General features: G+C 65.7%; 27 protein-coding genes. 16 read left to right on the plus strand and 11 right to left on the minus strand.

Annotated elements, in window-relative coordinates; genetic code table 11:
- Window positions 1–34: 34 nt before the first annotated feature.
- Together mreC and BMW75_RS11095 are read right to left on the minus strand one after the other, a co-directional pair.
- A complete protein-coding gene (gene mreC, locus BMW75_RS11090; protein ID WP_076518506.1) occupies window positions 35–919 on the minus strand; it encodes a rod shape-determining protein MreC in 885 nt (294 codons plus the stop codon).
- A gap of 84 nt (window positions 920–1003) precedes the next feature.
- On the minus strand, window positions 1004–2047 hold the full coding sequence (locus BMW75_RS11095; RefSeq protein WP_006216320.1) for a rod shape-determining protein: 1044 nt from the start codon (window positions 2045–2047) through the stop codon (window positions 1004–1006).
- 228 nt (window positions 2048–2275) lie between these two features.
- Here BMW75_RS11095 and gatC point away from each other — a divergent pair, with 228 nt between their 5' ends.
- The 5 genes from gatC to BMW75_RS11120 all read left to right on the plus strand — a co-directional run bounded on the left by gatC (window position 2276) and on the right by BMW75_RS11120 (window position 6535).
- Window positions 2276–2584: an Asp-tRNA(Asn)/Glu-tRNA(Gln) amidotransferase subunit GatC gene (gatC, locus tag BMW75_RS11100; RefSeq protein WP_076518505.1), complete on the plus strand. Its 309-nt coding sequence runs from the start codon at window positions 2276–2278 to the stop codon at window positions 2582–2584.
- Between the two features lie 3 nt (window positions 2585–2587).
- The gene (gene gatA, locus BMW75_RS11105) at window positions 2588–4123 is read left to right on the plus strand and encodes an Asp-tRNA(Asn)/Glu-tRNA(Gln) amidotransferase subunit GatA (RefSeq protein ID WP_092579259.1); all 1536 of its coding nucleotides are present in this window, start codon (window positions 2588–2590) and stop codon (window positions 4121–4123) included.
- Between the two features lie 4 nt (window positions 4124–4127).
- The gene (gene gatB / locus BMW75_RS11110; RefSeq protein ID WP_092579555.1) at window positions 4128–5585 is read left to right on the plus strand and encodes an Asp-tRNA(Asn)/Glu-tRNA(Gln) amidotransferase subunit GatB; all 1458 of its coding nucleotides are present in this window, start codon (window positions 4128–4130) and stop codon (window positions 5583–5585) included.
- Between the two features lie 126 nt (window positions 5586–5711).
- Window positions 5712–5963 carry a hypothetical protein gene (locus BMW75_RS11115; protein WP_092579261.1) on the plus strand — a complete coding sequence of 84 codons (252 nt, stop codon included), beginning with the start codon at window positions 5712–5714 and terminating at the stop codon, window positions 5961–5963.
- Window positions 5960–6535 (plus strand): type II toxin-antitoxin system VapC family toxin, encoded by a 576-nt coding sequence (locus tag BMW75_RS11120; RefSeq protein ID WP_092579263.1) that lies wholly within the window; start codon window positions 5960–5962, stop codon window positions 6533–6535. The genes BMW75_RS11115 and BMW75_RS11120 overlap by 4 nt, the downstream gene beginning before the upstream one ends.
- Here the strand turns inward: BMW75_RS11120 and pyrE are convergent.
- Window positions 6450–7136, minus strand: coding sequence for an orotate phosphoribosyltransferase (gene pyrE / locus BMW75_RS11125; RefSeq protein WP_076518503.1), 687 nt, complete (start codon window positions 7134–7136; stop codon window positions 6450–6452). The genes BMW75_RS11120 and pyrE overlap by 86 nt on opposite strands.
- A 130-nt stretch (window positions 7137–7266) precedes the next feature.
- Here pyrE and BMW75_RS11130 point away from each other — a divergent pair, with 130 nt between their 5' ends.
- Both BMW75_RS11130 and gdhA read left to right on the plus strand, forming a co-directional pair.
- Window positions 7267–8061, plus strand: a complete 795-nt coding sequence (locus BMW75_RS11130; RefSeq protein ID WP_076518502.1) for an exodeoxyribonuclease III — start codon at window positions 7267–7269, stop codon at window positions 8059–8061.
- Window positions 8062–8474: 413 nt separating this feature from the next.
- Window positions 8475–9821: an NADP-specific glutamate dehydrogenase gene (gdhA, locus tag BMW75_RS11135; RefSeq protein ID WP_092579265.1), complete on the plus strand. Its 1347-nt coding sequence runs from the start codon at window positions 8475–8477 to the stop codon at window positions 9819–9821.
- 250 nt (window positions 9822–10071) lie between these two features.
- Here the strand turns inward: gdhA and BMW75_RS11140 are convergent, their stop codons facing one another.
- The gene (locus BMW75_RS11140; RefSeq protein ID WP_092579267.1) at window positions 10072–10563 is read right to left on the minus strand and encodes a copper chaperone PCu(A)C; all 492 of its coding nucleotides are present in this window, start codon (window positions 10561–10563) and stop codon (window positions 10072–10074) included.
- A gap of 18 nt (window positions 10564–10581) precedes the next feature.
- The gene (locus tag BMW75_RS11145; RefSeq protein WP_076518499.1) at window positions 10582–11481 is read right to left on the minus strand and encodes a LysR family transcriptional regulator ArgP; all 900 of its coding nucleotides are present in this window, start codon (window positions 11479–11481) and stop codon (window positions 10582–10584) included.
- A gap of 147 nt (window positions 11482–11628) precedes the next feature.
- Between BMW75_RS11145 and BMW75_RS11150 the strand changes: the two genes are divergently transcribed.
- Window positions 11629–12261, plus strand: coding sequence for a LysE/ArgO family amino acid transporter (locus BMW75_RS11150; protein WP_092579269.1), 633 nt, complete (start codon window positions 11629–11631; stop codon window positions 12259–12261).
- A 163-nt stretch (window positions 12262–12424) separates the two neighbouring features.
- Here BMW75_RS11150 and BMW75_RS11155 read toward each other — a convergent pair whose 3' ends face one another.
- The 3 genes from BMW75_RS11155 to BMW75_RS11165 form a co-directional block, all read right to left on the minus strand.
- Window positions 12425–12850, minus strand: coding sequence for an organic hydroperoxide resistance protein (locus BMW75_RS11155; RefSeq protein ID WP_092579271.1), 426 nt, complete (start codon window positions 12848–12850; stop codon window positions 12425–12427).
- A gap of 168 nt (window positions 12851–13018) precedes the next feature.
- Window positions 13019–13480: a MarR family winged helix-turn-helix transcriptional regulator gene (locus BMW75_RS11160; RefSeq protein WP_092579273.1), complete on the minus strand. Its 462-nt coding sequence runs from the start codon at window positions 13478–13480 to the stop codon at window positions 13019–13021.
- 62 nt (window positions 13481–13542) lie between these two features.
- Window positions 13543–14250: a Crp/Fnr family transcriptional regulator gene (locus BMW75_RS11165; protein WP_092579275.1), complete on the minus strand. Its 708-nt coding sequence runs from the start codon at window positions 14248–14250 to the stop codon at window positions 13543–13545.
- Window positions 14251–14421: 171 nt separating this feature from the next.
- Between BMW75_RS11165 and BMW75_RS11170 the strand changes: the two genes are divergently transcribed.
- The 7 genes from BMW75_RS11170 (at window position 14422) to BMW75_RS11200 (ending at window position 22996) form a co-directional block, all read left to right on the plus strand.
- Window positions 14422–16398: an AMP-dependent synthetase/ligase gene (locus BMW75_RS11170; RefSeq protein WP_076518494.1), complete on the plus strand. Its 1977-nt coding sequence runs from the start codon at window positions 14422–14424 to the stop codon at window positions 16396–16398.
- Window positions 16399–16403: 5 nt separating this feature from the next.
- Entirely contained in the window at window positions 16404–17201 is a 798-nt protein-coding gene (locus BMW75_RS11175) for an ABC transporter ATP-binding protein (RefSeq protein WP_092579277.1), read from the plus strand.
- An 11-nt stretch (window positions 17202–17212) separates the two neighbouring features.
- The gene (locus tag BMW75_RS11180; protein ID WP_092579279.1) at window positions 17213–18142 is read left to right on the plus strand and encodes a branched-chain amino acid ABC transporter permease; all 930 of its coding nucleotides are present in this window, start codon (window positions 17213–17215) and stop codon (window positions 18140–18142) included.
- Between the two features lie 25 nt (window positions 18143–18167).
- Entirely contained in the window at window positions 18168–19232 is a 1065-nt protein-coding gene (locus tag BMW75_RS11185) for a branched-chain amino acid ABC transporter permease (RefSeq protein WP_092579281.1), read from the plus strand.
- 133 nt (window positions 19233–19365) lie between these two features.
- Entirely contained in the window at window positions 19366–20703 is a 1338-nt protein-coding gene (locus BMW75_RS11190; protein WP_092579283.1) for an ABC transporter substrate-binding protein, read from the plus strand.
- Window positions 20704–20809: 106 nt separating this feature from the next.
- Window positions 20810–21646: an ABC transporter ATP-binding protein gene (locus BMW75_RS11195; protein ID WP_092579285.1), complete on the plus strand. Its 837-nt coding sequence runs from the start codon at window positions 20810–20812 to the stop codon at window positions 21644–21646.
- Between the two features lie 81 nt (window positions 21647–21727).
- The gene (locus BMW75_RS11200; protein WP_092579287.1) at window positions 21728–22996 is read left to right on the plus strand and encodes a phenylacetate--CoA ligase family protein; all 1269 of its coding nucleotides are present in this window, start codon (window positions 21728–21730) and stop codon (window positions 22994–22996) included.
- 5 nt (window positions 22997–23001) lie between these two features.
- Here BMW75_RS11200 and BMW75_RS11205 read toward each other — a convergent pair whose 3' ends face one another.
- The 3 genes from BMW75_RS11205 to BMW75_RS11215 are packed head-to-tail and all read right to left on the minus strand — an operon-like array spanning window position 23002 to window position 24213.
- Window positions 23002–23448 carry a DUF6691 family protein gene (locus tag BMW75_RS11205; protein ID WP_092579289.1) on the minus strand — a complete coding sequence of 149 codons (447 nt, stop codon included), beginning with the start codon at window positions 23446–23448 and terminating at the stop codon, window positions 23002–23004.
- Window position 23449: 1 nt separating this feature from the next.
- On the minus strand, window positions 23450–23881 hold the full coding sequence (locus BMW75_RS11210) for a YeeE/YedE family protein (RefSeq protein ID WP_092579291.1): 432 nt from the start codon (window positions 23879–23881) through the stop codon (window positions 23450–23452).
- Window positions 23878–24213, minus strand: coding sequence for an ArsR/SmtB family transcription factor (locus tag BMW75_RS11215; protein ID WP_076521899.1), 336 nt, complete (start codon window positions 24211–24213; stop codon window positions 23878–23880). The genes BMW75_RS11210 and BMW75_RS11215 overlap by 4 nt, the downstream gene beginning before the upstream one ends.
- A 167-nt stretch (window positions 24214–24380) precedes the next feature.
- Between BMW75_RS11215 and BMW75_RS11220 the strand changes: the two genes are divergently transcribed.
- Window positions 24381–25244, plus strand: a complete 864-nt coding sequence (locus BMW75_RS11220; RefSeq protein WP_092579293.1) for an MBL fold metallo-hydrolase — start codon at window positions 24381–24383, stop codon at window positions 25242–25244.
- The last annotated feature ends 48 nt before the right edge of the window (window positions 25245–25292 follow it).

Genomic DNA, 25292 nt, shown 5'->3' on the forward strand with positions numbered 1-25292 from the left:
CAGCCGGCGCGCGGACTGGCCAGCAGCTTGTTGGTTACTCCGATCCACCGGAATCGACCTCCTGACGGTTGGATTCGGCGCGATCCACATCCACCTGTAGAACCAGGAAGTGGCGATAGCGTTCGGGGTGGGCCAGCGGTTCACACACGGCGCGCGCGAAGCCCGATGCGGTATCGCGTTCCACCGAGGTCACCTTGGCCACGGGCAGGCCGGCGGGAAACAGGCCGCCGACGCCGCTGGTGACAATAGTATCCCCTTCCTTGATGTCGGCATTGGCCGCCAGGTAGCGCACTTCCATCTTGCCGGGCGAATTGCCGCCGAACGCGATGAGGCGCAGTCCGTTGCGCAGCAGTTGCACGGGAATAGAGACCTGCTCGTCGGTGACGAGCGCCGCCTCGGCGGTCATGGGCGTCACGCGCACGATCTGGCCGACCACCCCGCCTTCGTCGATCACGGGCATGCCCGGTGCGAGCCCGTCCTTGCTGCCCTTGTTGAAGACCAGGCGCTGGGTGAAGGCGTTGGTGGGCTCGTACATGACTTCGACCACCACGGCGGACTGCGCCACGGTGTCGGTCACGCCCAGCAGGCGACGCAGTTGGGAGTTTTCGGCGGCCAGTTGGGCCGCATGGGAGGCCACCTGAGCCAGTTCGATGCGCTGGCGCTGCAGGGCCTCGTTTTCGCTGCGGATGAGATTGGCCGCGTTGACCCACTCATTGACTTGCTGGACGAGGTCGCGCGGCGCCATGACGGCGCGCTGGAAAGGATAAAGCGCCACGGAAATCGCCCGGCGCGCCGGCTCCAGCATGCGCCATTGCGAATCCATGACGATCAGGGCCAGGGCCAGGACGACCAGAACAACGAGCCGCACCTCGGCTGGTGGGCCGCGCCTGAATAGGGGGGGAGTCCCTTGTCGTTGCATGAATCTCAGCCCGGGCGCCCGCGTCCGAGGCCCCCGCAGCGGCCGGAGCCAGAAAAAAGCGGGGCTCCGGGCTGGCGGGCAATATTAGTCGTTGATGAAGATGGCGCCCAGTTTCTCAAGGTGTTCGAGCGCCTCGCCGCAACCGCGCACGACGCAGGTCAGGGGATCGTCGGCCACCACGACCGGCAGGCCGGTTTCTTCCTGGAGCAGCCGGTCCAGGTCGCGCAGCAATGCGCCGCCGCCGGTCAGGGCGATACCCTTGTCGGTGATGTCGGCGCCCAGCTCGGGCGGCGTCTGTTCCAGGGCGATCTTGACGGCGGACACGATCTGGTTGAGCGGATCGGTCAGCGATTCCAGGATCTCGTTGGACGACACCGTGAAGCTGCGCGGCACGCCTTCGGCCAGGTTGCGGCCCTTGACTTCGATTTCGCGGACTTCGGAACCCGGGAACGCCGAGCCGATTTCCTTCTTGATCAGTTCGGCCGTGGGTTCGCCGATCAGCATGCCATAGTTGCGGCGGATGTAGTTGACGATGGCTTCGTCGAACTTGTCGCCGCCGACGCGCACGGAACCCTTGTAGACCATGCCGCCCAGCGAGATGACGGCCACTTCGGTCGTGCCGCCGCCGATGTCGACGACCATCGAACCGCTGGCGTCGGACACGGCCAGGCCGGCGCCGATGGCGGCGGCCATGGGTTCTTCGATCAGGAAGACGTGCGAAGCGCCGGCGCCCAGCGCCGATTCACGAATGGCGCGGCGTTCGACCTGGGTGGAGCCGCAAGGCACGCAGACGATGATCCGCGGGCTGGGGGCCAGCATGTTGCGGGGGTGCACCATGCGAATGAACTGCTTGAGCATCTGCTCGGTCACCGTGAAGTCGGCGATCACGCCGTCCTTCATGGGCCGGATGGCCTCGATGTTGCCGGGAACTCGGCCGAGCATCTGCTTGGCTTCGTGCCCGACGGCCTGGATGATCTTCTTGCCGTGGGGGCCGCCTTCATGACGGATTGCGACCACGGACGGTTCATCGAGCACGATGCCCTTGCCGCGGACGTAAATCAGCGTATTGGCGGTACCGAGGTCAATCGCCATATCGCTGGAAAAATAACTGCGCAGGAATCCGAACATGGGAGCTCAGCTAAATTCTGGGGGGAATTGGGGTCAAGCCGCGGGGCGTCTGGCCCGCAAAACAACGGGTCCGCCTGTCATCACGGCGATTAAACCGTGAATCATAACTTATAATTTCCCCGGAAATAGCGCATAAATGCAGGCTATTCAAGCTTTGTAACGGGTTCGGCGTATGCATACTGCCCAGTCCCGCCCCTCGGCCTTCGCTTATCGATTTTGCAATCCCCCATGGCGCTCAATGACACAGATGTGGCCCGCATTGCCCGGCTGGCCAGAATCGAACTGACCCCCGACCAGCGCACCGTCGCGCAGGCCGAACTCAACGGCATCCTCCACCTGATCGAACGGCTCCAGTCCGTCGATACCCAAGGCGTCGAACCCCTGGCGCATCCCTTGTCCGCCCACGAGGACATCGTATTGCGCCTGCGTGAAGACGCCGTGACCGAAGCCGGTTCGGAAGCCCGCCGCCAGGAACTGCTGGCCAACGCGCCCGACGCCCAGGACGGCCTGTTCCTGGTTCCCAAGGTCCTGGAATAAGTCATGACGAAACCTGCCCTGCACACCCAATTCGAGGGGATCGCCGGCCTGCGCGCGGCCCTCGCCCAGCGCGAAGTCAGCGCCGTCGACCTGGCGCAAAGCGCCCTGTCGGCCGCCGAAGCGGCCAGCGGCCTGAATACCTTTTTACATATTGACGCCGAATTGACGCTCGCCCAGGCGCGCGCGGCCGATGCCGCCCTGGCGGCCGGCACCGCGGGTCCGCTGGCCGGCATCCCGATCGCCCACAAGGACGCGTTCGTCACGCGCGGCTGGCGCACCACCGCGGGCAGCAAGATGCTCGAAGGCTACGTCAGCCCGTTCGACGCCACCGTCGTGGAACGCCTGGGCGCGGCTGGCGCCGTGTCGCTGGGCAAGCTGAACTGCGATGAATTCGCCATGGGGTCCGGCAACGAGAACTCCGCCTACGGCGCAGTCAAGAACCCCTGGGACCCCGCGGCCGTGCCCGGCGGCTCCTCGGGCGGTTCCGCCGCCGCCGTGGCCGCGCGCCTGGTGGCGGCGGCCACCGGCACGGACACCGGCGGCTCGGTGCGCCAGCCCGCCGCCCTGTGCGGCGTGAGCGGCATCAAGCCCACGTACGGCACCGTCTCGCGCTACGGCATGGTGGCCTTCGGCTCCAGCCTGGACCAGGCCGGTCCGCTGGCCCCCAGCAGCCGCGACCTGCTCGAGCTGCTGGACGTCATCAGCGGGTTTGATCCGCGCGACGCCACCAGCCTGGAAAAATGCGACGGCGCGGTCAATGCGCCCGGCCGCGTGCGCCGCGACTTCGACGCGGCCCAAGGCCGTTTCGACGCGGCCGGCAGCCAGCCCCTGAAGGGCCTGCGCATCGGCGTGCCGGAAGAATATTTCGGCGCGGGCCTCGCCCCCGACGTGGCGGCCGCCGTGCAGGCCGCGCTGGCGCAGTTCGAGGCGCTGGGCGCCGTGCGCGTGCCGGTCTCGCTGCCGCGCACCGAACTGGCTATCCCCGCCTATTACGTGATCGCCCCCGCCGAAGCGTCCAGCAACCTGGCCCGCTACGACGGCGTGCGCTACGGCCATCGCGCCAAGCAGTACGGCGACCTGAACGAAATGATCAGCCGCTCGCGCGCCGAAGGCTTCGGCGACGAGGTCAAGCGCCGCATCCTGATCGGCACCTACGTGCTGTCCCATGGCTACTACGACGCCTACTACCTGCAGGCCCAGCGCCTGCGCCGCCTGATCGCGCAGGACTTCCAGCGCGCCTTTGCCGGCCAGTGCGACGTCATCATGGGCCCGGTCACGCCCACGGTCGCCAAGAACATCGGCGACAACCGCGACGACCCGACCGCCGACTGGCTGGCCGACGTCTACACGCTGGGCGTCAGCCTGGCGGGCCTGCCCGCCATGTCGATTCCTTGCGGCTTCGGCGGAGAGCGCGGTTTGCGCCCCATCGGCCTGCAGATCATCGGCAACTACTTCGACGAAGGCCGCCTGCTGGCCATCGCCGACCGCTACCAACACGTGACGGACTGGCATCAGCGTGCCCCTGTCCAGCAAGGCTGAGAACATGAACTGGGAAATCGTCATCGGCCTGGAAACGCACACGCAGCTTTCCACGGACTCCAAGATTTTTTCGGGCAGCAGCACGCGATTCGGCGCCGCGCCCAACACGCAGGCCAATGAAGTCGACCTGGCCCTGCCGGGCAGCCTGCCGGTCATGAACCGCGGCGCGGCCGAACGCGCCATCCGCTTCGGCCTGGCCGTGGGCGCCAAAATCGCGCCGCGCTCGGTCTTTGCGCGCAAGAACTACTTCTACCCCGACCTGCCCAAGGGCTACCAGATCAGCCAGTACGAACTGCCGGTAGTGGTGGGCGGTTCGCTGTCGTTCTTTGTCGGCGAAGAGGAAAAGACCGTCAACCTGACGCGCGCCCACCTGGAAGAAGACGCGGGCAAGTCCCTGCACGACGACTTCAGCCTGTCCAATGGCGGCCCGGCCAGCGGCATCGACCTGAACCGCGCCGGCACCCCGCTGCTGGAGATCGTGACCGAGCCCGAAATGCGCTCCGCGGCCGAGGCCGTGGCCTACGCCCGCGCGCTGCACAGCCTGGTCGTCTGGCTGGGCATCTGCGACGGCAACATGCAGGAAGGCTCGTTCCGCTGCGACGCCAACGTGTCGGTGCGCCCCGTGGGCCAGAAGGAATTCGGCACCCGCACCGAGATCAAGAACGTCAACTCGTTCCGCTTCCTGGAACGCGCCATCATCTATGAAGCGCGCCGCCAGATCGAGCTGATCGAGGACGGCGGCACGGTCGTCCAGGAAACCCGCCTGTACGACGCCGACCGCGACGAAACCCGCAGCATGCGCAGCAAGGAAGACGCGCACGACTACCGCTACTTCCCCGATCCCGACCTGCCCACGCTGGTGATCTCCAGCGAATGGGTCGACGAGGTCCGCGCCGCCATGCCCGAGCTGCCGGCCGCCCAGCGCGCCCGCTTCGAAACGGAATACGGCCTGCCCGCCTACGACGCCGCCCAACTGACCGTCAGCCGCGACCTGGCCGCCTACTTCGAGGCGGTCGCGCACGTGCTGCCGGCGGGGCAGGCCAAGCTCGCGTCCAACTGGGTCATGGGCGAAGTCGCCGCCGCGCTCAACAAAGAAGAAAAGACCATCGCCGAATCGCCCGTCGCGGCGCCGGCGCTGGCGGCCCTGATCGTCCGCATCATCGACGGCACGATCTCCAACAAGATCGCGCGCGAAGTCTTTGGCGCCATGTGGGCCGGCGAAAACGGCGGCGACGCGGACGCCATCATCGAGGCCCGCGGCCTGAAGCAGATCAGCGACACCGGCGCCATCGGCGCCATGATCGACGAGGTGCTGGCCGCCAACCCGGCCATCGTCGAGGAGTACCGCGCGGGCAAGCAGAAGGCGTTCAACTCGCTGGTCGGCCAGATCATGAAGGCCGCCCGCGGCAAGGCGAACCCGCAGCAGGTCAACGATTTGCTCAAGCAGAAGCTGGATAGCTGATCGACGGGCCAGCCCGTCATCACGGGGCCGGCGCAATATCAGACCAATCCGAAGGCCGCGGCATCTTGTCGCGGCCTTTTGTTTGGCCAAGAATGGTCTGGTCGATATTGCCCCAGGGATTTGGCCATGACGCCTCCATACCTGTCCATTCCGCACGAACAAGTCGCGCAGCGACTGGATGAACTCATCGAAGCCGCCCACACCGGCACCCGTGTCGTCATCACACGGGACGGCATGGCCTATGCCCAGCTTCGGCAAGTCAATCCGCTGCTGACCGAAGAGGCGCACCGCGCGCTCGAAGGCCTCAAGCAGACCAAAGGGATCCCTTACGTGGACGAAGCCACCTGGTGGTATGCCGTCAAGGGGATACACGAATGAAGCTCGTGCTCGATGCGTCGGTCGCCCTGAGTTGGCTGCAACTGCCCAGCCAGACATTCAGCGCTCAAGCGCTCGCCATCCTGGAAGACCTGACAGACGAACCCGCGCTCGTCCCATTGATTTGGGCGCTGGAAGTCGCGCAGGGTGCACTGCGCATCGAGCGGCAGCAACAATCCACGCCAGACATGCTGGCTGCGTTCTTCGCTCGATTGAACAAGGCGCCGGTGATCCATGAGTCGCGCCACGCCACCGCCTGGCTGTCCCGCAGCATATCGCTTGCGCGGCAACACGCGCTCACGGTGTACGACGCGTCCTACCTGGAACTCGCCCTGTGGCAAGGCGCCGCCTTGGCCACTTTCGACAAGCGGCTGGCGCAGGCGGCGCATGCCTGCGATGTCGTCGTGATCGGAATGGACAAGCCGGCCAACCGGCTTGAATCCCCGGTCACTCACTACGAAAGCCGGCAGGCAAGTCGCCGGCCCCGCCTTACTTCACCCCGTACTTCGTCCGATAAGCCTGCACGGCATCGCGATGCTCGGCAAACGCCGCGTCGTCCTGCAGCAGCGCCATGATGTCCGCCAGCGACGCAATCGCCACCACCGGAATGCCGTAGGTCTTGGCCACGTCCTGCACGGCCGAATGCGGCGACAGCGCGTCGTCCGGGCCCGCGCGTTCCATGCGGTCCATGGCGATCAGCACAGCGGCCGGCTCCGCGCCAGCCGCGCGGATGATTTCAACCGACTCGCGCACCGAGGTTCCTGCCGTGATCACGTCATCGATGATGACGACCTTGCCCTTGAGCGGGGCGCCGACCAGCGTGCCGCCTTCGCCGTGGTCCTTGGCTTCCTTGCGGTTATAGGCAAAGGGCACGTCGTTGCGGCCCTGCAAGTCCGGATGGCTGGCCAGCGCCACGGCCGTCGCGGTCGACAGGGGGATGCCCTTGTAGGCGGGCCCGAAAAGCATGTCGAACGCCACACCGGAGTCCAGCAGCGCCTGCGCGTAGAACTGCGCCAGCTTGCCAACCGAGCGGCCGCTATTGAAAAGGCCGGCGTTAAAGAAATAGGGACTCATCCGGCCGGACTTGACCTTGAAGCTGCCAAAGCGCAGCACACCCTCGTTCAAGGCGAAGCGGACGAAATCCAGGGCGGTGACGGAGGACGGGGCGGCGGGCATGCAAGTAGATCCGGTAAGGGGAAGACCCCGCATTTTATCCGCTGTCGGCGCACATCCGGACCATCGCCGCCGAGTCGGTTAAATTCCTGGCATTGTCCGCCACCGGCGGCCGCATTACAGGAGTTTCGCTTTGCTGCGCATCACGTCGATCAACCTCAATGGCATCCGGTCCGCCTTCAAAAAGGGCCTGCAACCGTGGATGGAAAAGCACGCCGCCGACGTGCTGTGCCTGCAGGAGATCAAGGTTTCCCACGAGGACCTGACTGACGACCTGCGCCATCCGCCTGGTTATACCGGCCACTTTCACCATGCCGTGAAAAAGGGCTACAGCGGGGTGGGCATCTACCTGCGCGATGCCGCCGAGCGCGTGAACCACGGCCTGGGCTGCGAGGAATTCGACCCTGAAGGCCGCATCATCCGCGCCGACTGGAAGGACCTGTCGATCATCAGCGCCTACCTGCCCTCGGGCTCCAGCGGCGACGAACGCCAGCAGGCGAAGTACCGCTTCCTGGACCGGTTCGGCCCGTGGATCGACGCCCTGATGCACGAACACAAGACGACCGGCCGCGAATTCGTCATTTGCGGCGACTGGAACATCGCCCACAAGGAAATCGACCTGAAAAACTGGAAGGGCAACATGAAGAACTCGGGCTTTCTGCCCGAAGAACGCGCCTGGCTGACTGACGTCTTCGACAAGCGCGGTTTCGTGGACGTGTTTCGCACCATCGACGACCGGCCCGACCAGTACACCTGGTGGAGCAACCGGGGCCAGGCCTGGGCAAAGAACGTCGGGTGGCGTATCGATTACCAGATCGCCACGCCGGGCATCGCCGCCAAGGCACGCAGCGTCGCCATCTACAAGGACGAACGCTTCTCGGATCACGCGCCCCTGACGATCGATTACGACACGACCTTGCGAGCCTGATTTTTCTCAAGAAATTAATGGGGACGCAATGCATCCCCATTCGCCGCAATGCCGCCCGTGCGGGCTCGCCAGCGGCATGCCGCCTCGGCAAAACATCGGCCGCTCTCCTATGAGCGTATTGGTCAATTAAACGGGGACACATTAATTTCCCCTGAAAATTCAAGCCTGACAAGCATCGGCGGCCGCTCTCCCCCGATATCCGGGGATACTCCCGCATTCTTGCGTCCCCATTTATAGGCTTGCAAAAATCCGTTTGATATCAATGCGATGGCGCGATTTTCCACTTTGCGCAGGGCAACATTTTGCCCCTACAATCGCCGCACCAATCAGGTGCAGTCTTGCACCAAAACAAACTGATAGCGCCCCAATCTGGCGCAATTTCCGCACCTATTCGAAGCACCCCCGAGGAGATCATGGTGAAAGTGCAGAGTCTGGACGACTTCCTGCGTGGCGTCGCCGCGCGCGACCCGCAGCAACCCGAGTACATGCAAGCCGTCCAGGAGGTGATGCTCAGTCTGTGGCCTTTCGTCGAAAAGCATCCCCACTATGCCGAACACGCCCTGCTGGAGCGCCTGGTCGAGCCGGAACGCGTCATCCAGTTCCGCGTCTGCTGGACCGACGACCAGGGCCGCGCCCAGGTCAACCGCGCCTTCCGCATCCAGCACAGTTCCGCGATCGGCCCCTTCAAGGGCGGCATGCGTTTTCATCCCTCGGTGAACCTGTCGATCCTGAAGTTCCTGGCCTTTGAACAGACCTTGAAGAACTCGCTGACCACGCTGCCCATGGGCGGCGGCAAGGGCGGCTCGGATTTCGATCCCAAGGGCAAGTCCGACGCCGAAGTCATGCGTTTCTGCCAGGCGCTGATGATCGAGCTGTACCGCCACCTGGGTCCGGACACCGACGTGCCCGCCGGCGATATCGGCGTGGGCGCGCGTGAGGTCGGCTTCATGGCCGGCATGATGAAGAAGCTGTCCAATTCGACCGCCAGCGTCTTCACCGGCAAGGGCCTGACCTTCGGCGGCAGCCTGATCCGCCCCGAAGCCACGGGCTACGGCACCGTCTACTTTGCCGAGGAAATGCTCAAGCGTGTGGGCAAGTCCTTCGACGGGCTGCGCGTGTCGGTGTCGGGCTCCGGCAATGTGGCGCAATACGCCATCGAGAAGGCGATGTCGCTGGGCGCACGCGTGGTCACGGTGTCGGATTCGAGCGGCACGGTCGTGGACGAGGCGGGTTTCAACCACGAAAAGCTCGTGGCGCTGATGCACATCAAGAATGACCTGCGCGGCCGCCTGGACACCTACGCCCGCCAGTTCGGGCTGCAGTACGAAGCCGGCAAGCGTCCGTGGCACGTGCCCGTCGATGTCGCCCTGCCCTGCGCCACGCAGAATGAGCTGGAACTGGCCGATGCGCAGACGCTCATCAAGAACGGCGTGCTGTGCGTGGCCGAAGGCGCCAACATGCCCGCCACGCTGGACGCCGCCAAGGCCTTCATCGCCGCGCGCGTGCTGTATGCGCCGGGCAAGGCCAGCAACGCCGGCGGCGTGGCCGTATCGGGTCTGGAAATGGCCCAGAACTCGGCCCGCCTGTCGTGGACCCGTGACGAAGTCGACGCCCGCCTGCACGCCATCATGCGCGACATCCACGAAAACTGCGTGCGCCACGGCCACACCGAGCGCGAGTACGTCAATTATCTGGACGGCGCCAACATCGCCGGCTTCGTCAAGGTCGCGGACGCCATGCGCCAGCAAGGCCTGTATTGAGCCGGGCCCGTTGATCCAGGCCTGTTGATCCGGGCCTGTTGACCTATGCCCATTCATCCGCGCCCGCGGAGCCCGCACCGCCCGACGGCCCATCCCGGCTTCTCGGGCGGTACATAAGGAAAGGCCGACTCGCTGAGTCGGCCTTCTTTTTGCCGGAGACGGCAGGAGCAAGGGGGCCTTGCGCCCGCTTCAACGCCCGCATCCGCGCCGGCATCCGCGCCCATTGCGCGGCCTTGCCCGCCCGCGCAGATCAGTGCTTCATGGCGCCGTGGTCGTGGCTCATGCCGGGATTGTGCGAAGCCGGCTTGACCTTGAACTCCACGGCGACTTCGCCCGCCTTTTCGAACTTGAGCGTGGCCGGCACGGTGGCGCCATCCTTGAACGGTGCCTTCAGCTTGATGAACATGACGTGATAGCCGCCCGGGCTGAGCTTGACCCCGCCGTCTGCGGGCAGCGGGATGCCGCCGTCGACCTGGCGCATCCGGGACACGCCGTTCTCGGTCTGCACGGTGTGCAGTTCCACGCGTTCCGCGGCGTCCGAGGTCACCGACACCAGGCGGTCCGGCGCCTTGGCGTCGTTGTCGATATCCATGTACCCCGCGCCGTTGGCCTGGCCCGGCGCGGAGGCGCGAACCCAGAGGTCATCGACCTCGATCTGTCCAACCTTGTAGTCCTTGGCCCACGCCGTGCCGGCGGTGCACAGGCCAATAGCGGCAATGGCGACAAACTTGCGGAAGTGCATTGGTGTCCTCCTGAGACGTTAACGACGCCTGACCAGGCTGCGCGCGGCTGACAGAACCGAGTCGGTCAAGGCTTCCATCGCCTCGGAGTTTACCCGCCAATGCTGCCAGTAGAGCGGCACGTCCTCCCAGGCGCGGCCGCGCAGCAGGACCAGTTGACCGGCGTCAAGGTGCTCCTGCACGAGCGGCAGCGGGTTCATCGTCCAGCCCAGTCCGCCCAGCGTGGCCTGCACGAAGGCCCGCGTCGAGGGGACCCACCACACCGGCGGCTCCCACGGCGCGGGGTCCGCGATCTTGTGGGCAAAGCGCGCCTGCAGGGCGTCCTTGCGGTTGAACACCAGCACGGGCGCCTGCGCCAGGGTCTGCGCATTGACGCCCGAGGAAAAGTAGCGCTTATGGAAGTCGGGCGTGCACGTGGCCACGTAGCGCATGCTGCCCAGCGCGTGGATGCGGCAACCCTGCACCGGATCGGCCAGTGTGGTCACGGCGCCCAGCACCGACCCGTTGCGCAGCAGCGCGGCGGTGTGGTCCTGGTCTTCGGACAGCATGTCCAGCGTGGCGCGGGTGCGTGTCGAGAACTGCAGGGCCGCATCGACGAACCAGGTTTCCAGGCTGTCGTGATTGACCGCGATGGGAATGCTGGCGTGCGGCACATCGTCGTCGGCCACGCCCAGCCGGTTCAGCGCGTCGTGCTCCAGCAGCGCGGTCTGTTCGGCCAGCTGGACCAGCACCTGGCCGTCCGCGGTGGCTGCGGCGGGCACGGTGCGCTGGACCAGCAGCCGGCCCATCCGATCTTCCAGCGCCTTGATGCGCTGCGACACCGCTGACGGCGTCACGCTCAGGGACAACGCCGCCCGTTCGAAGCTGCCTTCGCGCACCACCGCCGCCAACGCGCGCAGGTTCCCGTGGTCGATTTTCATTGGATTAGAAATACTTAATATAGTGAAGGAAAATTAGCTGTATTTCATACGCATGGCAAGGGAAAATGACGCATTGCCGAACGCTCCCCGCGTCCGGCCAGCCATCAAAGCGCCGCCACAGGCGTTGCAGTCACAGGTAATCGCATCATGTTCGCCACCTTGTCATCCCCCGCATTCCTCACCGCCTGGGTCAGCGGCACCGCCACCGGCCTGGGCCTGTTCGCCGTGGTGGGCGCGCAAAGCGCGTTCATTCTGCGCCAGGGGCTGATGCGCGCGCACCTCCTGAGCGTCGTCGCCATCTGCGCGCTGATCGACGCCGTCTTCATTTTTGCCAGCGTGTCCGGACTGCAGGCCCTGACGGCCTGGTTTCCCTGGCTGACGACTGCCGTATTGTGGTTCGGCGTGGCCTTCCTGACCTGGTACGCGGCCCAATCCGCGCGCCGCGCATGGACCGCGACCGGCGGCCTGGCCGCGGCCCGCGACGTCGTCCCTTCACGCCGTGCCGCCGTGCTGGGCGCCCTGGGCTTTTCGCTGCTCAATCCGCACTTCTGGCTGGACATGGTGGTGGTCGGTTCGCTGGCACACGGTTTCGAGGATGCGCGCATGGCCTTCGCCGCGGGCGCCTTCACGGCCAGCCTGCTGTGGTTGGCGGTGCTGGGCATCGGCTCGCGGCTCTTTGCCCCTTTCTTTGCCAGCGCCACGGCCTGGCGCGTGCTGGACGGCATCATCGCCGTGGTCATGGCCGGCCTGGCGCTCAGCCTGGCCATCAAGGGCGTCTGACTCTCTTACCGCCCCCTGCGCGTCGCCGCCCTCTCCCGCACGGGCGGGACGCAAAAAAGCCCGGCTGGTGCCGGGCTATGTCTTCGAATCGCCGGTTCCCGCGGCGCGGCCGCCTGGCAGGAGAGCCAGCGCGGGCGTTACGCGCCACGGGGCGACGTCGGCCTCAGACGATCGTCAGCGTCACATCGATATTGCCGCGCGTTGCATTGGAATACGGGCAGACGATGTGCGCCGCCGCCACCAGCTTTTCCGCTTGCTCGCGGTCCAGGCCCGGCAGCGAGATCTTCAGCTCGACTTCGATGCCGAAACCGGTGGGGATCGCGCCGATGCCGACGTTGCCGTTGACCGAGACGTCCGCGGGGATCGCGATCTTGTCGCGGTTGGCGACGAACTTCATGGCGCCCAGGAAGCAGGCCGCGTATCCGACGGCGAACAGTTGTTCCGGGTTGGTGCCCGCGGCGCCGGCGCCGCCCAGTTCGCGGGGCGTGGTCAGCTTGACGTCCAGGTTGCCGTCGTCGCTGACGCCACGGCCTTCACGGCCTCCGGTTGCGGTGGCGCTGGCACGGTAGAGGACTTTTTCGATGGACATGGTGCGTTTCCTTTTGGATGAAAAGTGGGACTGCTTGCCTTCTCGGGACCCATTCCCGGTTCGGCGGTTACCGCTGACTTGCCATTGCAATACTGCCATTTCAATATCGCACGATCATATCGTGCACTACTTATTAGACCGGACGATGACAGGCATCCTCCTGGCTTCTCAAAGACTTTCGACCAGCTTCTCCCGCAGCGCATGCAGCGTCTTCATCATGCCCTGCGCCTCGTCCAGCGAGCACTGCGCGGCCGCGGCGACCGAATGGGGCACGGCTTCGGCCCTTTCCCGCAGGTCGCGGCCCTGTCTGGTCAGGCCCACGATCACCTGGCGTTCGTCGTCCACGGCGCGCTGGCGCGTCACCAGGCCCGCGGCCTCCAGGCGCTTGAGCAGCGGCGTGAGCGTGGCGGAGTCCAGGAACAGGCGGTCGCCGATATCCGTCACCGTGATCTCGTCGCCCTCCCACAGCACCAGCATCACCAGGTACTGCGGGTAGGTCAGATCCAGCCCGCGCAACAGCTTGCGGTACACCTTGTTCATCGCCAGCGAGGTCGAGTACAGGGCGAAGCACAACTGGCTGTCCAGCAGCAGCGGGTTGAAAGCGCCTTTGGTCTTGGTTCTGGATTTCATGGCGCAATATTAAATAGCGCGCGATTTATCGTCAAACCTTTTTTTCGGGCAATCCGCGCGGCTCAGGCCGCCTGCTCTCCTTCCGCCCCGCCGCGGTCCGAGCCGTAGAGCTTCAGGCCGTCCAGGTCCAGCACCCGCACCGCCCCATATTCCACGTTCAGCAGGCCGGCTTCCTCGAGCTTGCGCAGCGCCTGATTGGCGCGCTGACGCGAAACCCGGGCCAGATAGCCGACTTCTTCCTGCGTAATGGTCAGGCGCATGCCCATCCCGGGATACAGCAAAGGGTTGAAGAGCTCGGCCAGGCAGCGGGCGACGCGCGCATCGGGGTCCAGCAGGCGGTCGTACTCCGCCTTGCCGATGAACTGCGCGACGCGCTCGTTCAATTGGTGGAGCAGGTAGCGGTTGAAGGGAATACTGGTATCCAGCAACCAGTCGAAGGTCGCGCCGGGCAGGCGGGCCACGACCGAATCGCGCAGCGCAACGATGTCGTACTTGCGGACCTCGCGCTTGAGCAACGACCCCTCGCCGATCCAGCCGCCGGCGGGCACGCCGGTCAGCGAAGCGACCTTGCCTTCGGAATTGCCGACCGACACCTTGACCAACCCCGCGAGTACGCCGATCCAAGCCTGTGCGAGTTCGCCTTTGCGCTCTATGATCGACCCGGCAACCACCTGCTGCACGGAAAGGTCCCGCTCCACGCGCGTTTGCTGTTCGGCGTTGAGCACGCGAAACCAGGCGGCGGCGAGTTGCAGGGAGTCGGATAGCTGCATCGGGAATACCCTAAAAGGTCCTTGAATGTCGCGATGGTGACAGTTGGTAGCAACCCAACCTTATACCTTAACTGCTGCCGTAAATCTAAAACCAACTGGTCAAGCTCGCCGACGCCACCGCCGTTTCATTACGGGCGCCAGGCGCGATGCGCCCAAACCGGAGGAGACAACGTGGCACATTCATCGCCCGCATCTGCACAGATGCCGGCGGCGCCGGACACCTTTCCGGCGCTGCTGCTCGCGCATGCCAACGTTCGCGGGTCGCGGCCCGCGATACGAGAGAAAGACCTGGGTATCTGGCAAACCCTGACCTGGTCCGAAGTGGCGGAGCACGTCCGTCACGTCGCGAACGGTCTCGCATCGCTCGGCATCCAGCCCGGCATGCACGTGGCCGTCATCGGTGAAAACCGTCCCCGCCTGTACATGGCCATGATGGCCGCGCAGTCGCTGGGCGCGATCCCCGTGCCGCTCTATCAGGATGCGGTCGCGCAGGAGATGGTCTACGTGCTGCAGGACGCGGAGGTCAGCGTCGCGGTCGTCGAAGACCAGGAACAGGTCGACAAGATGATCGAGGTGCGCGAGCAATGCCCCGCCCTCAAGCACGTCGTGTTCGACGATCCGCGCGGCCTGCGCCATTACGCCGACCCCATGCTGCTCTCTTACGAGCGCCTGGAAGAGCTGGGCCGCGAATTCGCCGCGCAACACCCTGATTTCTACGCGCGCGCCGTGGCCGCCGTGCAGCCGCACGATGCCGCGGCGATGTTCTACACGTCGGGCACGACGGGCAAGCCCAAGGGCGTGGTGCTGACCCATCATGCGCTGATCGACCGCGCGCGCGCCGTCTCCGACATGGAAAAGCTGACCGACCAGGAAGACGTGCTGGCGTACCTGCCGCCCGCGTGGATCGGCCAGAACATGTTCTCGTACACGCAGCTGCTGGTGACCGGATTCACGGTGAACCATCCCGAGTCGCCCGACACCGTGTCGATCGACATGCGCGACATCGGCCCCACCTATTATTTTGCGCCGCCGCGCGTGCTGGAAGGGCTGCTGACGCATGTGATGATCCGCATGGAGGACGCCGGCTGGCTCAAGCGCAAGCTGTTCGCCGCCTGCATGAAGCTCGCGCGCCGCGTGGGCGCGAAGATCCTGGACGGCGAATCCGTGAACGCCTGGGACCGCATGCGCTACGCGGTCGGCAACGTGCTGATCTATGGCCCGCTGCGCAACGCGCTGGGCATGAGCCGTGTGCGCGTGGCCTACACGGCCGGCGAGGCCATCGGCCCCGACCTCTTCGTCTTCTACCGCTCCATCGGCATCAACCTCAAGCAGCTGTACGGGTCCACCGAGACCTCGGTGTTCGTCTGCGTGCAGCCGGACGGCCACGTGCGCGACGACACGGTCGGCCCGCCCGTCGCGGGCGTGGAAATCCGCGTCGCCGACAACGGCGAGATCCTGGTCAAGAGCCCCGGCCTCTTCAAGGAGTACTACCGCAACCCGGACGCCACCGCCGAGGCGCGCAGCGCCGACGGCTGGTTCCACACGGGCGACGCGGGCTATCTGGATACCGACGGGCAACTGAAGATCATCGACCGCGCCAAGGACGTGGGCAAGCTCGCCAACGGCAGCCTGTTCGCACCCAAGTACATCGAGAACAAGCTCAAGTTCTTCCAGCACATCAAGGAAGCGGTCGCGTTCGGCGCGGGGCGCGAAGACGTGTGCGCCTTCATCAACATCGACCTGGAAGCCGTGGGCAACTGGGCCGAGCGCCGCGGCCTGCCCTACGCCGGCTACACCGACCTGGCAGGCAAGGACGAGGTCTACCAGCTCATCGCGGAATGCGTGGAACAGGTCAACGCAGACCTGGCCACCGATCCCAAGCTGGCGGCGTCGCAGGTGAGCCGGTTCCTGATCCTGCACAAAGAGCTCGACCCCGACGACGACGAGCTGACCCGCACGCGCAAGGTGCGCCGCGCCTTCATCGCGCAGAAGTACGGCGTGCTGATCGATGCGCTCTTTGGCGGCAAGCAGTCGCAGTTCATCGAGACCGAAGTGAAATTCGAAGACGGACGCACCGGCAAGATTGCAGCGGACCTGAAAATCCGCCCGGTCAAGACGTTTCCCGCCATCACCGCCCGAGCCGCGTAGAGACCATGAGCAACAACGACCGCGACCAGCGTATCGGCGATGTCATGCTGGACATGCAGAACATCTCCCTGTCCTTCGGCGGCGTCAAGGCGCTGACGGACATCTCCTTCAACGTGCGCGAACATGAAATCCGCGCCATCATCGGTCCCAACGGCGCCGGCAAGAGCTCCATGCTCAACGTCATCAACGGGGTCTACACACCGCAGCAGGGCGGCATCCAGTTCCGTGGCGAGCGGTTTTCGAAGATGAACCCGCGGCGCGCCGCCGAAATGGGCATCGCGCGCACGTTCCAGAACCTGGCGCTCTTCAAGGGCATGAGCGTGCTGGACAACATCATGACGGGCCGCAACCTGCGCATGAAGAGCGGCCTGCTGGCGCAGGCGCTGCGCCTGGGGCCGGCCGAGCGCGAGGAAATCCAGCACCGCGAGTTCGTCGAGAACATCGTCGACTTCCTCGAGATCCAGGCCTACCGCAAGACGCCGGTCGGCCGCCTGCCCTACGGCCTGCAAAAGCGCGTCGACCTGGGCCGCGCGCTGGCGATGGAGCCGCGCCTGTTGCTGCTCGATGAGCCGATGGCCGGCATGAACATCGAAGAAAAGCAGGACATGAGCCGCTTCATCCTGGACGTGAACGACGAGTTCGGCACCACCATCGTGCTGATCGAACACGACATGGGCGTGGTCATGGACATCTCCGACCGGGTGGTGGTGCTGGACTACGGCAAAAAGATCGGCGACGGCAAGCCGGACGAGGTCCGTGCCAACGAAGACGTGATCCGCGCCTACCTCGGCGTGTCGCATTAAGGCGGACAGACATGGGATTTTTTCTAGAGACCTTCCTCGGCGGCCTGATGAGCGGCATGCTGTACGCGCTGATCGGCCTGGGCTTCGTGCTGATCTTCAAGGCGTCCGGCGTCTTCAACTTCGCGCAGGGCGCGATGGTGCTGGTGGCCGCCCTGTCCATGGCGCGCTTCTCGGAATGGCTGCCGCAGTGGCTGGGCTTTGACAACATGATCCTGGCCAACGTGCTGGCGTTCATCGTCAGCGCCTTCGTGATGTTCCTGCTGGCGGTGGCGATCGAACGCTTCGTGCTGCGCCACCTGGTCAACCAGGAGGCCACGACACTGCTGATGGCCACGCTGGGCATCAGCTACTTCCTGGACGGCCTGGGCCAGATCACGTTCGGCAGCTCGGTGTATTCCATCAGCGTGGGCATGCCCAAGGATCCCCTGTTGGTCCTGGACTCGGTGTTCGAGGGCGGCCTGCTGATCAACCTGGAGGACCTGACGGCCGCCGTCATCGCGGCGCTCCTGGTGGCGACGCTCGCCCTGTTCTTCCAGTACACCTCCACCGGCCGCGCGCTGCGCGCCGTGGCCGACGACCACCAGGCCGCGCAGTCCATCGGCATTCCCCTGAACCGCATCTGGGTCATCGTCTGGAGCGTGGCGGGGCTGGTCGCCCTGGTGGCCGGGATCATCTGGGGCTCGAAGTTCGGCGTGCAGTTCACGTTGTCCACCGCTGCGCTGCGCGCGCTGCCGGTCGTCATCCTGGGCGGCCTGACGTCGGTGCCGGGCGCCATCCTGGGCGGCCTGATCATCGGCGTGGGGGAAAAGCTGTCCGAGGTCTATCTGGGGTCGCTCGTGGGAGGCGGCATCGAAATCTGGTTCGCCTACGTGCTGGCGCTGGTGTTCCTGCTGTTCCGTCCGCAAGGACTGTTCGGCGAGAAGATCATCGACCGCGTCTAAGCCCGCGGCTCACCAAGGATAAAACATGTTCTATCGCGAAAACGGCCAATTCAAGACCAGCTATCGCGCTGACCAGCAGATCTTCCCGATCCGCCAGGATCGCGTCTTCATCGGGCTGCTGATGGCGGTGGCGTTCATCGCCGTCCCGGCGCTGGCCAGCGACTACCTGCTGCGCGCCATCCTGATCCCGTTCCTGATCCTGGCGCTGGCCGCCGTGGGCCTGAATATCCTGGTCGGCTACTGCGGCCAGATCTCGCTGGGGACCGGCGCATTCATGGCGGTGGGCGCCTATGCCGCCTGGAACTTCGGCGTGCGCTTTCCGGGCATGCCGCTCATCCTGCAGATCCTGCTGGGCGGGTGCTTTGCCACCGTCGTCGGCGTGATCTTCGGCATACCCAGCCTGCGCATCCGCGGCCTGTACCTGGCGGTGGCGACGCTGGCCGCGCAGTTCTTCGTGGATTGGGCGTTCCTGCGCATTCCGTTCTTTACCAACTACTCGTCCTCGGGCAGCGTGTCGGTGCCGCCGCTGACGGCCTTCGGGCTGCCGGTGCAGAGCGCCATGGAGAAGTACCTGTTCGTACTGATCCTGGTGGTGGTCTTCAGCCTGCTGGCCAAGAACCTGGTGCGCGGCGCGATCGGCCGGCAGTGGATGGCGATCCGCGACATGGACGTGGCCGCCTCGGTCATCGGCATCCGTCCCATGTACGCCAAGCTGACGGCGTTCGCGGTCAGCTCGTTCATCGTCGGCGTGGCCGGGGCGTTGTGGGGCTACATCCACCTCGGTTCGTGGGAGCCACTGGCATTCGACCTCGGGCGCTCGTTCCAGCTCCTGTTCATGGTCATCATCGGCGGCCTGGGCTCGATCATCGGCAGCTTTTTCGGCGCCGCGTTCATCGTGCTGGTTCCCGTGGCCCTGTCCAACATTCCGCACATGCTGGGACTGCCGCTGGCGGTGGACACCGCGGCCCACATCGAACACATGGTGTTCGGCGCGCTGATCGTGTTCTTCCTGATCGCCGAGCCGCACGGCCTGGCTCGCCTGTGGAGCATCGGCAAGGAAAAGCTGAGGATCTGGCCGTTCCCCCACTGATCACGTTTCGTTTTGACTTCCGTGGATCCGTCGCGGCACGACCGCCCCGGATCTGCGTCCCGAATACCCGGCTCCAGACCGGGCCAATCCCGGTGTCCCAGGGTCTACTACCCAAGCACCACGCAGGAGGTAAATGGAGATGAAGCGTCTTAACCTGAAGTTGGCGGCAGCCCTGATGGCCGCAGCCGGTGCCGCAAGCGCCGTGGTCACGCCGGCGATGGCGGCCGAAGAGCAGTTCGTTCCGTTGCTGGTGTATCGCACGGGCTCGTTCGCGCCGCTGGGCATTCCCTGGGCCGACGGCAAGCTGGACTACCTGAAGCTCATCAACGAGCGCGATGGCGGCGTGAACGGCGTCAAGATCACGTACGAAGAATGCGAAACCTCCTACGCCACGGACCGCGGCGTGGAGTGCTACGAACGCCTGAAGGGCAAGGGCACCGGCGCGTCGGGCTTCGATACCCAGTCCACCGGCATCACCTTCGCGGTCAGCGACAAGGCGATCATCGACAAGGTGCCGGTCGAAACGATGGGCTATGGCCTGTCGCAGTCCGTGGACGGCAGCGTGTTCCAGTGGAACTTCCCGCTGCTGGGCACGTACTGGACCGCGGCCGACGTGATGATCCAGGACATCGCCAAGAAAGAAGGCGGCATGAACAAGCTCAAGGGCAAGAAGATCGCCCTGGTCTACCACGATTCGCCCTACGGCAAGGAGCCGATCCCGCTGCTGCAGAAGCGCGCGGCCAAGGAAGGCTTCGAACTGCTGCTGTACCCCGTGACCGCCCCCGGCGTGGAGCAAAAGTCCACCTGGCTGCAGATCCGCCAGGCCCGCCCGAACTACGTGCTGCTGTGGAGCGCCGGCATCATGACGCCCACCGCCATCCGCGAGGCGCAGGCCAGCGGCTATCCGCGCGACAAGATGTACGCGATCTGGTGGGCCGGCTCCGAAGGCGACGTCAAGGACCTGGGCGATGTCGCCAAGGGCTACAACGCCATCACGGTCCACAACAGCGGCGCCGATACCGACAAGGTCTACGACGATCTGAAGAAGTACGTCTACGACAAAGGCCAGGGCTCGGACAAGACCGGCAACACCACGCTGGGCACCATCGCCCACACGCGCGGCATGATGATCTCGATGCTGCAGGTGGAAGCCATCCGCGCCGCGCAGGAGAAGTTCGGCAAGGGCAAGGCGTTGACGCCGGAACAGGTGCGCTGGGGCTTCGAGAACCTGGACCTGACCCAGGAAAAGCTCGACAAGCTGGGCTTTGGCCAGATCATGCGTCCGGTCAAGACCTCGTGCGCCAACCACATGGGCGACGACTGGGCCCGCATCGTGCAGTGGGACGGTTCCAAGTTCAAGGTCGTTTCCGACTGGTATCAGTCGGACAAGTCGATCCTGGACCCCATGGTCAAGGAATCGGCCGCCAAGTACGCCAAGGAAAAGAACATTACCCCCCGCAAGTGTGAGTGATGCCCCTGGAGCGCCCGTCGCGACAACGCGGCGGGCGCGCAATGCATGTTGATATGAACCGGCGGCCGCCTTGACGGCCGGCCGCCGCCACGCTGCAGGAATGTTTATGAACGACGCCAATATCGCCGCCGCCGACGCGCCCAAGGTGCTGCTCGATGTGAACGGCATCGAGGTGATCTACAACCACGTGATCCTGGTGCTCAAGGGGGTATCCCTGCAGGTGCCGGAAGGCCGCATCGTGGCGCTGCTGGGCGCGAACGGCGCGGGCAAGACCACCACGCTGCGCGCGATCTCGAACCTGCTCAAGGGCGAGCGCGGGGACGTCACCAAGGGCCACATCCAGTACCGCGGCCAGCGCATCGAAAGGCTGACGCCCGCCGAGCTGGTCAAGCGCGGCGTCGTGCAGGTGATGGAGGGCCGGCATTGCTTTGCCCATCTCACCATCGAGGAAAACCTGCTGACCGGGGCCTACACCCGCAGCATGAGCCGCGCCGACACCAGCGCGGCGCTGGAACGGGTCTATCAGTACTTCCCGCGCCTGAAGCAACGCCGCACCAGCCAATCGGGATACACCTCGGGCGGCGAGCAGCAGATGACCGCGATCGGACGCGCGTTGATGGCCAATCCCAACATGATCCTGCTGGACGAGCCGTCCATGGGCCTGGCGCCGCAGATCGTCGAAGAGATCTTCGAGATCGTGCGCGATCTGAACCAGCGCGAGCGCGTGAGCTTCCTGCTGGCGGAACAGAACACCAACATCGCGCTCCGGTACGCCGATTACGGCTACATCCTGGAAAACGGGCGCGTGATGATGGACGGCGCCGCTTCTGACCTGGCGCAAAACGAGGACGTCAAGGAGTTCTACCTGGGCATTTCCAGCGGGGAACGCAAGAGTTTCCGAGACAACAAGTTCTATCGCCGCCGCAAACGCTGGCTGGCCTGATTCCCGACGCGCGCAAGCCAGCGCTTGCCGCATGGCGCTGGCAACGGCGCCGCAAACCGGCACACGAGAAGGTGCGATCCCATGTCCGAGTTTTTCGATGACCTCGAAACCCGCGCGCCCGAGCAACGCGAGCGCGATCTGATGGCCGCCCTGCCTGGGGCGATTGCGCGGGCGGTCGCGCGCGCGCCGGCCATTGCCGAGCAACTGCGCGGCGTCGACCCCGCCATGATCACCTCGCGCGAGGCCCTGGCCCGGCTGCCCGTGCTGCGCAAGCATGAACTGCTGGAGCGCCAGCAGCTAAGCCGCGACGACGCAAGCCGTGCCGCGGGCCCCGAAAAGGCCTTCGGCGGCTTTTCCGCCATCGGCTGGGGCCAGGCCATGCGCGTGTTCGCCTCACCCGGCCCGATCTACGAACCGGAAAGCGCGCGGTCGGATTACTGGCGCTTTGCCCGCGCCCTGTACGCCGCGGGCTTTCGCGCCGGCGAACTGGCCTACAACTGCTTTTCCTACCACTTCACGCCGGCCGGCTCGATGATGGAAACCGCGGCCCATGCCGTGGGCTGCACGGTGTTCCCGGGCGGCACCGGCCAGACCGAACAGCAGGTGCGCGCGATCCAGGACCTGGCGCCAAGCGGTTACACCGGCACGCCGAGCTTCCTGAAGATCATCCTGGAAAAGTCGGACGAACTGGGCGTGAAGCTCGATTCGCTGCGCCGCGCGCTGGTCTCGGGCGAGGCCTTTCCCCCGTCGCTGCGCGACTGGCTGGCCGCGCGCGGGATCGACGGCTACCAGGCCTACGGCAGCGCGGACCTGGGCATGATCGCGTTCGAGACGCCCGCCCGCGAGGGACTGGTGGTGGGCGAGGACATCATCGTGGAAATCGTGCGTCCGGGCACCGGCGAGCCCGTGCCCGAGGGCGAAGTCGGTGAAGTGGTCGTGACCACGCTGAACCCCGATTACCCGCTGGTGCGCTTCGGCACCGGCGATCTGTCCGCGGTCATGCCCGGCATCTCGCCCTGCGGACGCACCAACACGCGCATCCGGGGCTGGATGGGACGCGCCGACCAGACCACCAAGGTGCGCGGCATGTTCGTGCATCCGTCGCAAGTGGCCGATGTGGCGCGGCGGCACCCGGAGATCCTGCGGGCCCGGCTCGTCATCAGCGGCACCACCGGCTCGGACCGCATGGTGCTGAAGGTGGAAACGCGGGACCAAAGCGACGCGCTGGCCCGGCGCATCGCCGACTCGGCGCGCGACGTGACCAAGCTGCGCGCCGACGTCGAGTGGGTGGCCGAGGGCGGCCTGCCGAACGATGGCAAGGTCATCGACGACATCCGGACGTACGAGTAGCGGGGCTAGGCGCGGGGGGTGGCCGCGTCACTGGCGCGGCGCCGCGCGCGCTCGATGACCGCGTGGATCAGCATGCCGGCGATCATGGCCGCCGCGAAGATCGCGGCCTCGCCGATGCCCGCCGCCGCGGCGACCAGCGCCGGCCCCGGGCAGAAGCCCGCCAGGCCCCAGCCCACGCCAAACGCCAGGCTGCCGCCGGCCAGGCGCCAATCTATCCGCGTGGCCTGCGGCCAGCGCAGGGGTTCGCCCGACAGGCTGTGCGTGCGCCGCCGCAGGAGCGCGTAGCCGATGCTGGTGGCCAGCACGGCGCCGCCCATCACGAAGGCAAGCGTGGGATTCCACAGTCCGGCCAGGTCCAGAAAACCCAGCACGCGCGCGGGATCGGCTAGCCCCGACACGAGCAGGCCCAGGCCAAAGACGAGACCGGCGGCGAAAGCGTAGAGTGCGGCCATGTCAGGCTCCCACGACGTGCCGCAGCACGTAGACCGTTGCAAAGCCCGCGGCCATGAAGATGGCCGTGGCGGCGATCGAGCGTCGCGATCCCCGCGACAGGCCGCACACGCCGTGTCCGCTGGTGCATCCGGAGCCGTAGCGGGTGCCCAGGCCGACCAGCAGGCCCGCCACGATCAGGCGCGGCGTGCTGGCATCGACGGTGATGGCCGGCAATTCGGAGAATGCGCGAAACATCCAGGGCGCGGCGCACAGCCCCAGCAGGAAGGCCAGCCGCCAGCTCCCGCCGCGTTCGGGCGTCAGCAACCCGCCCAGGATGCCGCTGATGCCGGCGATGCGTCCCGCGCCCAGCATCAGCAGCACCGCACCGGCGCCGATGAGCAGGCCGCCCGCCGTGCCGGCGCCCGGGGTGAAGGCGGACCAGTCCACGTTCATTTGAGTGACTCCATGGCGCGCCCGCAGTACAAACTGGAGAGCGTCTTCATGACCTGGCTGACCTCGAAGCTGGCCATCTGGTAGTAGATGTACTTGCCCTCGCGACGCGTCGCGACCAGCCCTTCGTCGCGCAGCACGCCCAGCTGTTGCGAGAGCGTCGGCTGGCGGATGCCGGTCAACGATTCGAGCTCGCCCACGTTGCGTTCGCTCTGGACCAATTGGCACAGCAGCAGCAGGCGGTCTTCATTGGCCAGGGCCTTGAGCAAGGCGCAAGCCTGGGTGGCGGATTCGCGCAGGGCGGCGAGTTCGCAGTCGGTCAGGGGAGCATTCATGATGGGCGGGGCGGTTGCTTTGAATAGCGAAAATGGCCATGTCATTATATTTGCGAATAAACTATATGCAAATATTATTTAATGTCGTAAAGTGATCCTGCCGGGCCGCCCTTGCACCCCGCTCAAGCCCCGCTTAGGCCCCGCGCCAGTCCCTCACGCGAACACTCATGAACCCGCAGATCCAGGCATTTTTCGACCCCGTCACCGGCACCGTCACGTACGTCATCCACGAACCCGGGCCCGGCGGCGCCTGCGCCATCATCGATTCGGTGCTCGACTACGATCCCAAGTCGGGCCGCAGCAGCACGGCCAATGCCGACCGCGTGGCCGACTACGTGCGCGAGCACGGGCTGCGGACCGTCTGGCTGCTGGAAACCCACGCCCACGCGGACCATCTATCCGCCGCCCCCTACCTGCAGCGGCAGCTGGGCGGCGTCATCGCCATCGGCCAGAGCATCCGGACCGTGCAGGGCGTCTTCAAGAAGATCCTGAACCTGGAACCCGAATTCCAGCTCGACGGATCGCAGTTCGGCCACCTGTTCGCCGACGGCGAGACATTCCAGATCGGCGCGTTGACCGCCACCGCCATCCACGTGCCCGGACACACCCCGGCCGACATGGCCTACCTGATCGGCGACGCGGCGTTTGTCGGCGACACGCTCTTCATGCCGGACGTGGGCACGGCGCGCTGCGACTTTCCCGGAGGCGATGCGCACCTGCTGTACCGGTCGATCCGGCGCCTGTTGAGCCTGCCGGACGCCACGCGGCTGTTCATGTGCCACGACTATCCGCCGGAAAGCCGCGAGGTCGCCTGGGAAACCACCGTGGCCGAGCAGCGCCGCGCCAACATCCACGTGCGCGACGGCGTGAGCGAGGACGAGTTCGTCGCCATGCGCACCCGGCGCGACGCCACGCTGGGCATGCCCACGCTGATCCTGCCCGCGATCCAGGTCAACATCCGCGCGGGACATTTCCCGCCCGCCGAAGACAACGGCGTGAGATATCTCAAGATTCCCGTCAACGCGCTTTGAGCCGCTGCGCGGCGCACTTGCGCCGCGCAGCCATATCCCGCAAGATCG

The organism is Achromobacter sp. NFACC18-2 (assembly GCF_900108985.1).
Classification (GTDB): Bacteria; Pseudomonadota; Gammaproteobacteria; order Burkholderiales; family Burkholderiaceae_B; genus Achromobacter.

What these genes read in the sequence shown, in the direction of transcription:
- gatC (WP_076518505.1), top strand. Translation starts at nt 2,276, where the DNA reads ATGGCGCTCAATGACACAGATGTGGCCCGCATTGCCCGGCTGGCCAGA.
- BMW75_RS11115 (WP_092579261.1), top strand. Translation starts at nt 5,712, where the DNA reads ATGACGCCTCCATACCTGTCCATTCCGCACGAACAAGTCGCGCAGCGA.
- BMW75_RS11205 (WP_092579289.1), bottom strand. Translation starts at nt 23,448, where the DNA reads ATGGCCGCACTCTACGCTTTCGCCGCCGGTCTCGTCTTTGGCCTGGGC.
- BMW75_RS11150 (WP_092579269.1), top strand. Translation starts at nt 11,629, where the DNA reads ATGTTCGCCACCTTGTCATCCCCCGCATTCCTCACCGCCTGGGTCAGC.
- BMW75_RS11140 (WP_092579267.1), bottom strand. Translation starts at nt 10,563, where the DNA reads ATGCACTTCCGCAAGTTTGTCGCCATTGCCGCTATTGGCCTGTGCACC.
- gatB (WP_092579555.1), top strand. Translation starts at nt 4,128, where the DNA reads ATGAACTGGGAAATCGTCATCGGCCTGGAAACGCACACGCAGCTTTCC.
- BMW75_RS11195 (WP_092579285.1), top strand. Translation starts at nt 20,810, where the DNA reads ATGAACGACGCCAATATCGCCGCCGCCGACGCGCCCAAGGTGCTGCTC.
- BMW75_RS11175 (WP_092579277.1), top strand. Translation starts at nt 16,404, where the DNA reads ATGAGCAACAACGACCGCGACCAGCGTATCGGCGATGTCATGCTGGAC.
- gatA (WP_092579259.1), top strand. Translation starts at nt 2,588, where the DNA reads ATGACGAAACCTGCCCTGCACACCCAATTCGAGGGGATCGCCGGCCTG.
- BMW75_RS11180 (WP_092579279.1), top strand. Translation starts at nt 17,213, where the DNA reads ATGGGATTTTTTCTAGAGACCTTCCTCGGCGGCCTGATGAGCGGCATG.
- BMW75_RS11215 (WP_076521899.1), bottom strand. Translation starts at nt 24,213, where the DNA reads ATGAATGCTCCCCTGACCGACTGCGAACTCGCCGCCCTGCGCGAATCC.
- BMW75_RS11210 (WP_092579291.1), bottom strand. Translation starts at nt 23,881, where the DNA reads ATGAACGTGGACTGGTCCGCCTTCACCCCGGGCGCCGGCACGGCGGGC.
- BMW75_RS11095 (WP_006216320.1), bottom strand. Translation starts at nt 2,047, where the DNA reads ATGTTCGGATTCCTGCGCAGTTATTTTTCCAGCGATATGGCGATTGAC.
- BMW75_RS11190 (WP_092579283.1), top strand. Translation starts at nt 19,366, where the DNA reads ATGGAGATGAAGCGTCTTAACCTGAAGTTGGCGGCAGCCCTGATGGCC.
- BMW75_RS11155 (WP_092579271.1), bottom strand. Translation starts at nt 12,850, where the DNA reads ATGTCCATCGAAAAAGTCCTCTACCGTGCCAGCGCCACCGCAACCGGA.
- gdhA (WP_092579265.1), top strand. Translation starts at nt 8,475, where the DNA reads ATGGTGAAAGTGCAGAGTCTGGACGACTTCCTGCGTGGCGTCGCCGCG.
- BMW75_RS11220 (WP_092579293.1), top strand. Translation starts at nt 24,381, where the DNA reads ATGAACCCGCAGATCCAGGCATTTTTCGACCCCGTCACCGGCACCGTC.
- BMW75_RS11120 (WP_092579263.1), top strand. Translation starts at nt 5,960, where the DNA reads ATGAAGCTCGTGCTCGATGCGTCGGTCGCCCTGAGTTGGCTGCAACTG.
- BMW75_RS11160 (WP_092579273.1), bottom strand. Translation starts at nt 13,480, where the DNA reads ATGAAATCCAGAACCAAGACCAAAGGCGCTTTCAACCCGCTGCTGCTG.
- mreC (WP_076518506.1), bottom strand. Translation starts at nt 919, where the DNA reads ATGCAACGACAAGGGACTCCCCCCCTATTCAGGCGCGGCCCACCAGCC.
- BMW75_RS11145 (WP_076518499.1), bottom strand. Translation starts at nt 11,481, where the DNA reads ATGAAAATCGACCACGGGAACCTGCGCGCGTTGGCGGCGGTGGTGCGC.
- BMW75_RS11185 (WP_092579281.1), top strand. Translation starts at nt 18,168, where the DNA reads ATGTTCTATCGCGAAAACGGCCAATTCAAGACCAGCTATCGCGCTGAC.
- BMW75_RS11165 (WP_092579275.1), bottom strand. Translation starts at nt 14,250, where the DNA reads ATGCAGCTATCCGACTCCCTGCAACTCGCCGCCGCCTGGTTTCGCGTG.
- BMW75_RS11200 (WP_092579287.1), top strand. Translation starts at nt 21,728, where the DNA reads ATGTCCGAGTTTTTCGATGACCTCGAAACCCGCGCGCCCGAGCAACGC.
- pyrE (WP_076518503.1), bottom strand. Translation starts at nt 7,136, where the DNA reads ATGCCCGCCGCCCCGTCCTCCGTCACCGCCCTGGATTTCGTCCGCTTC.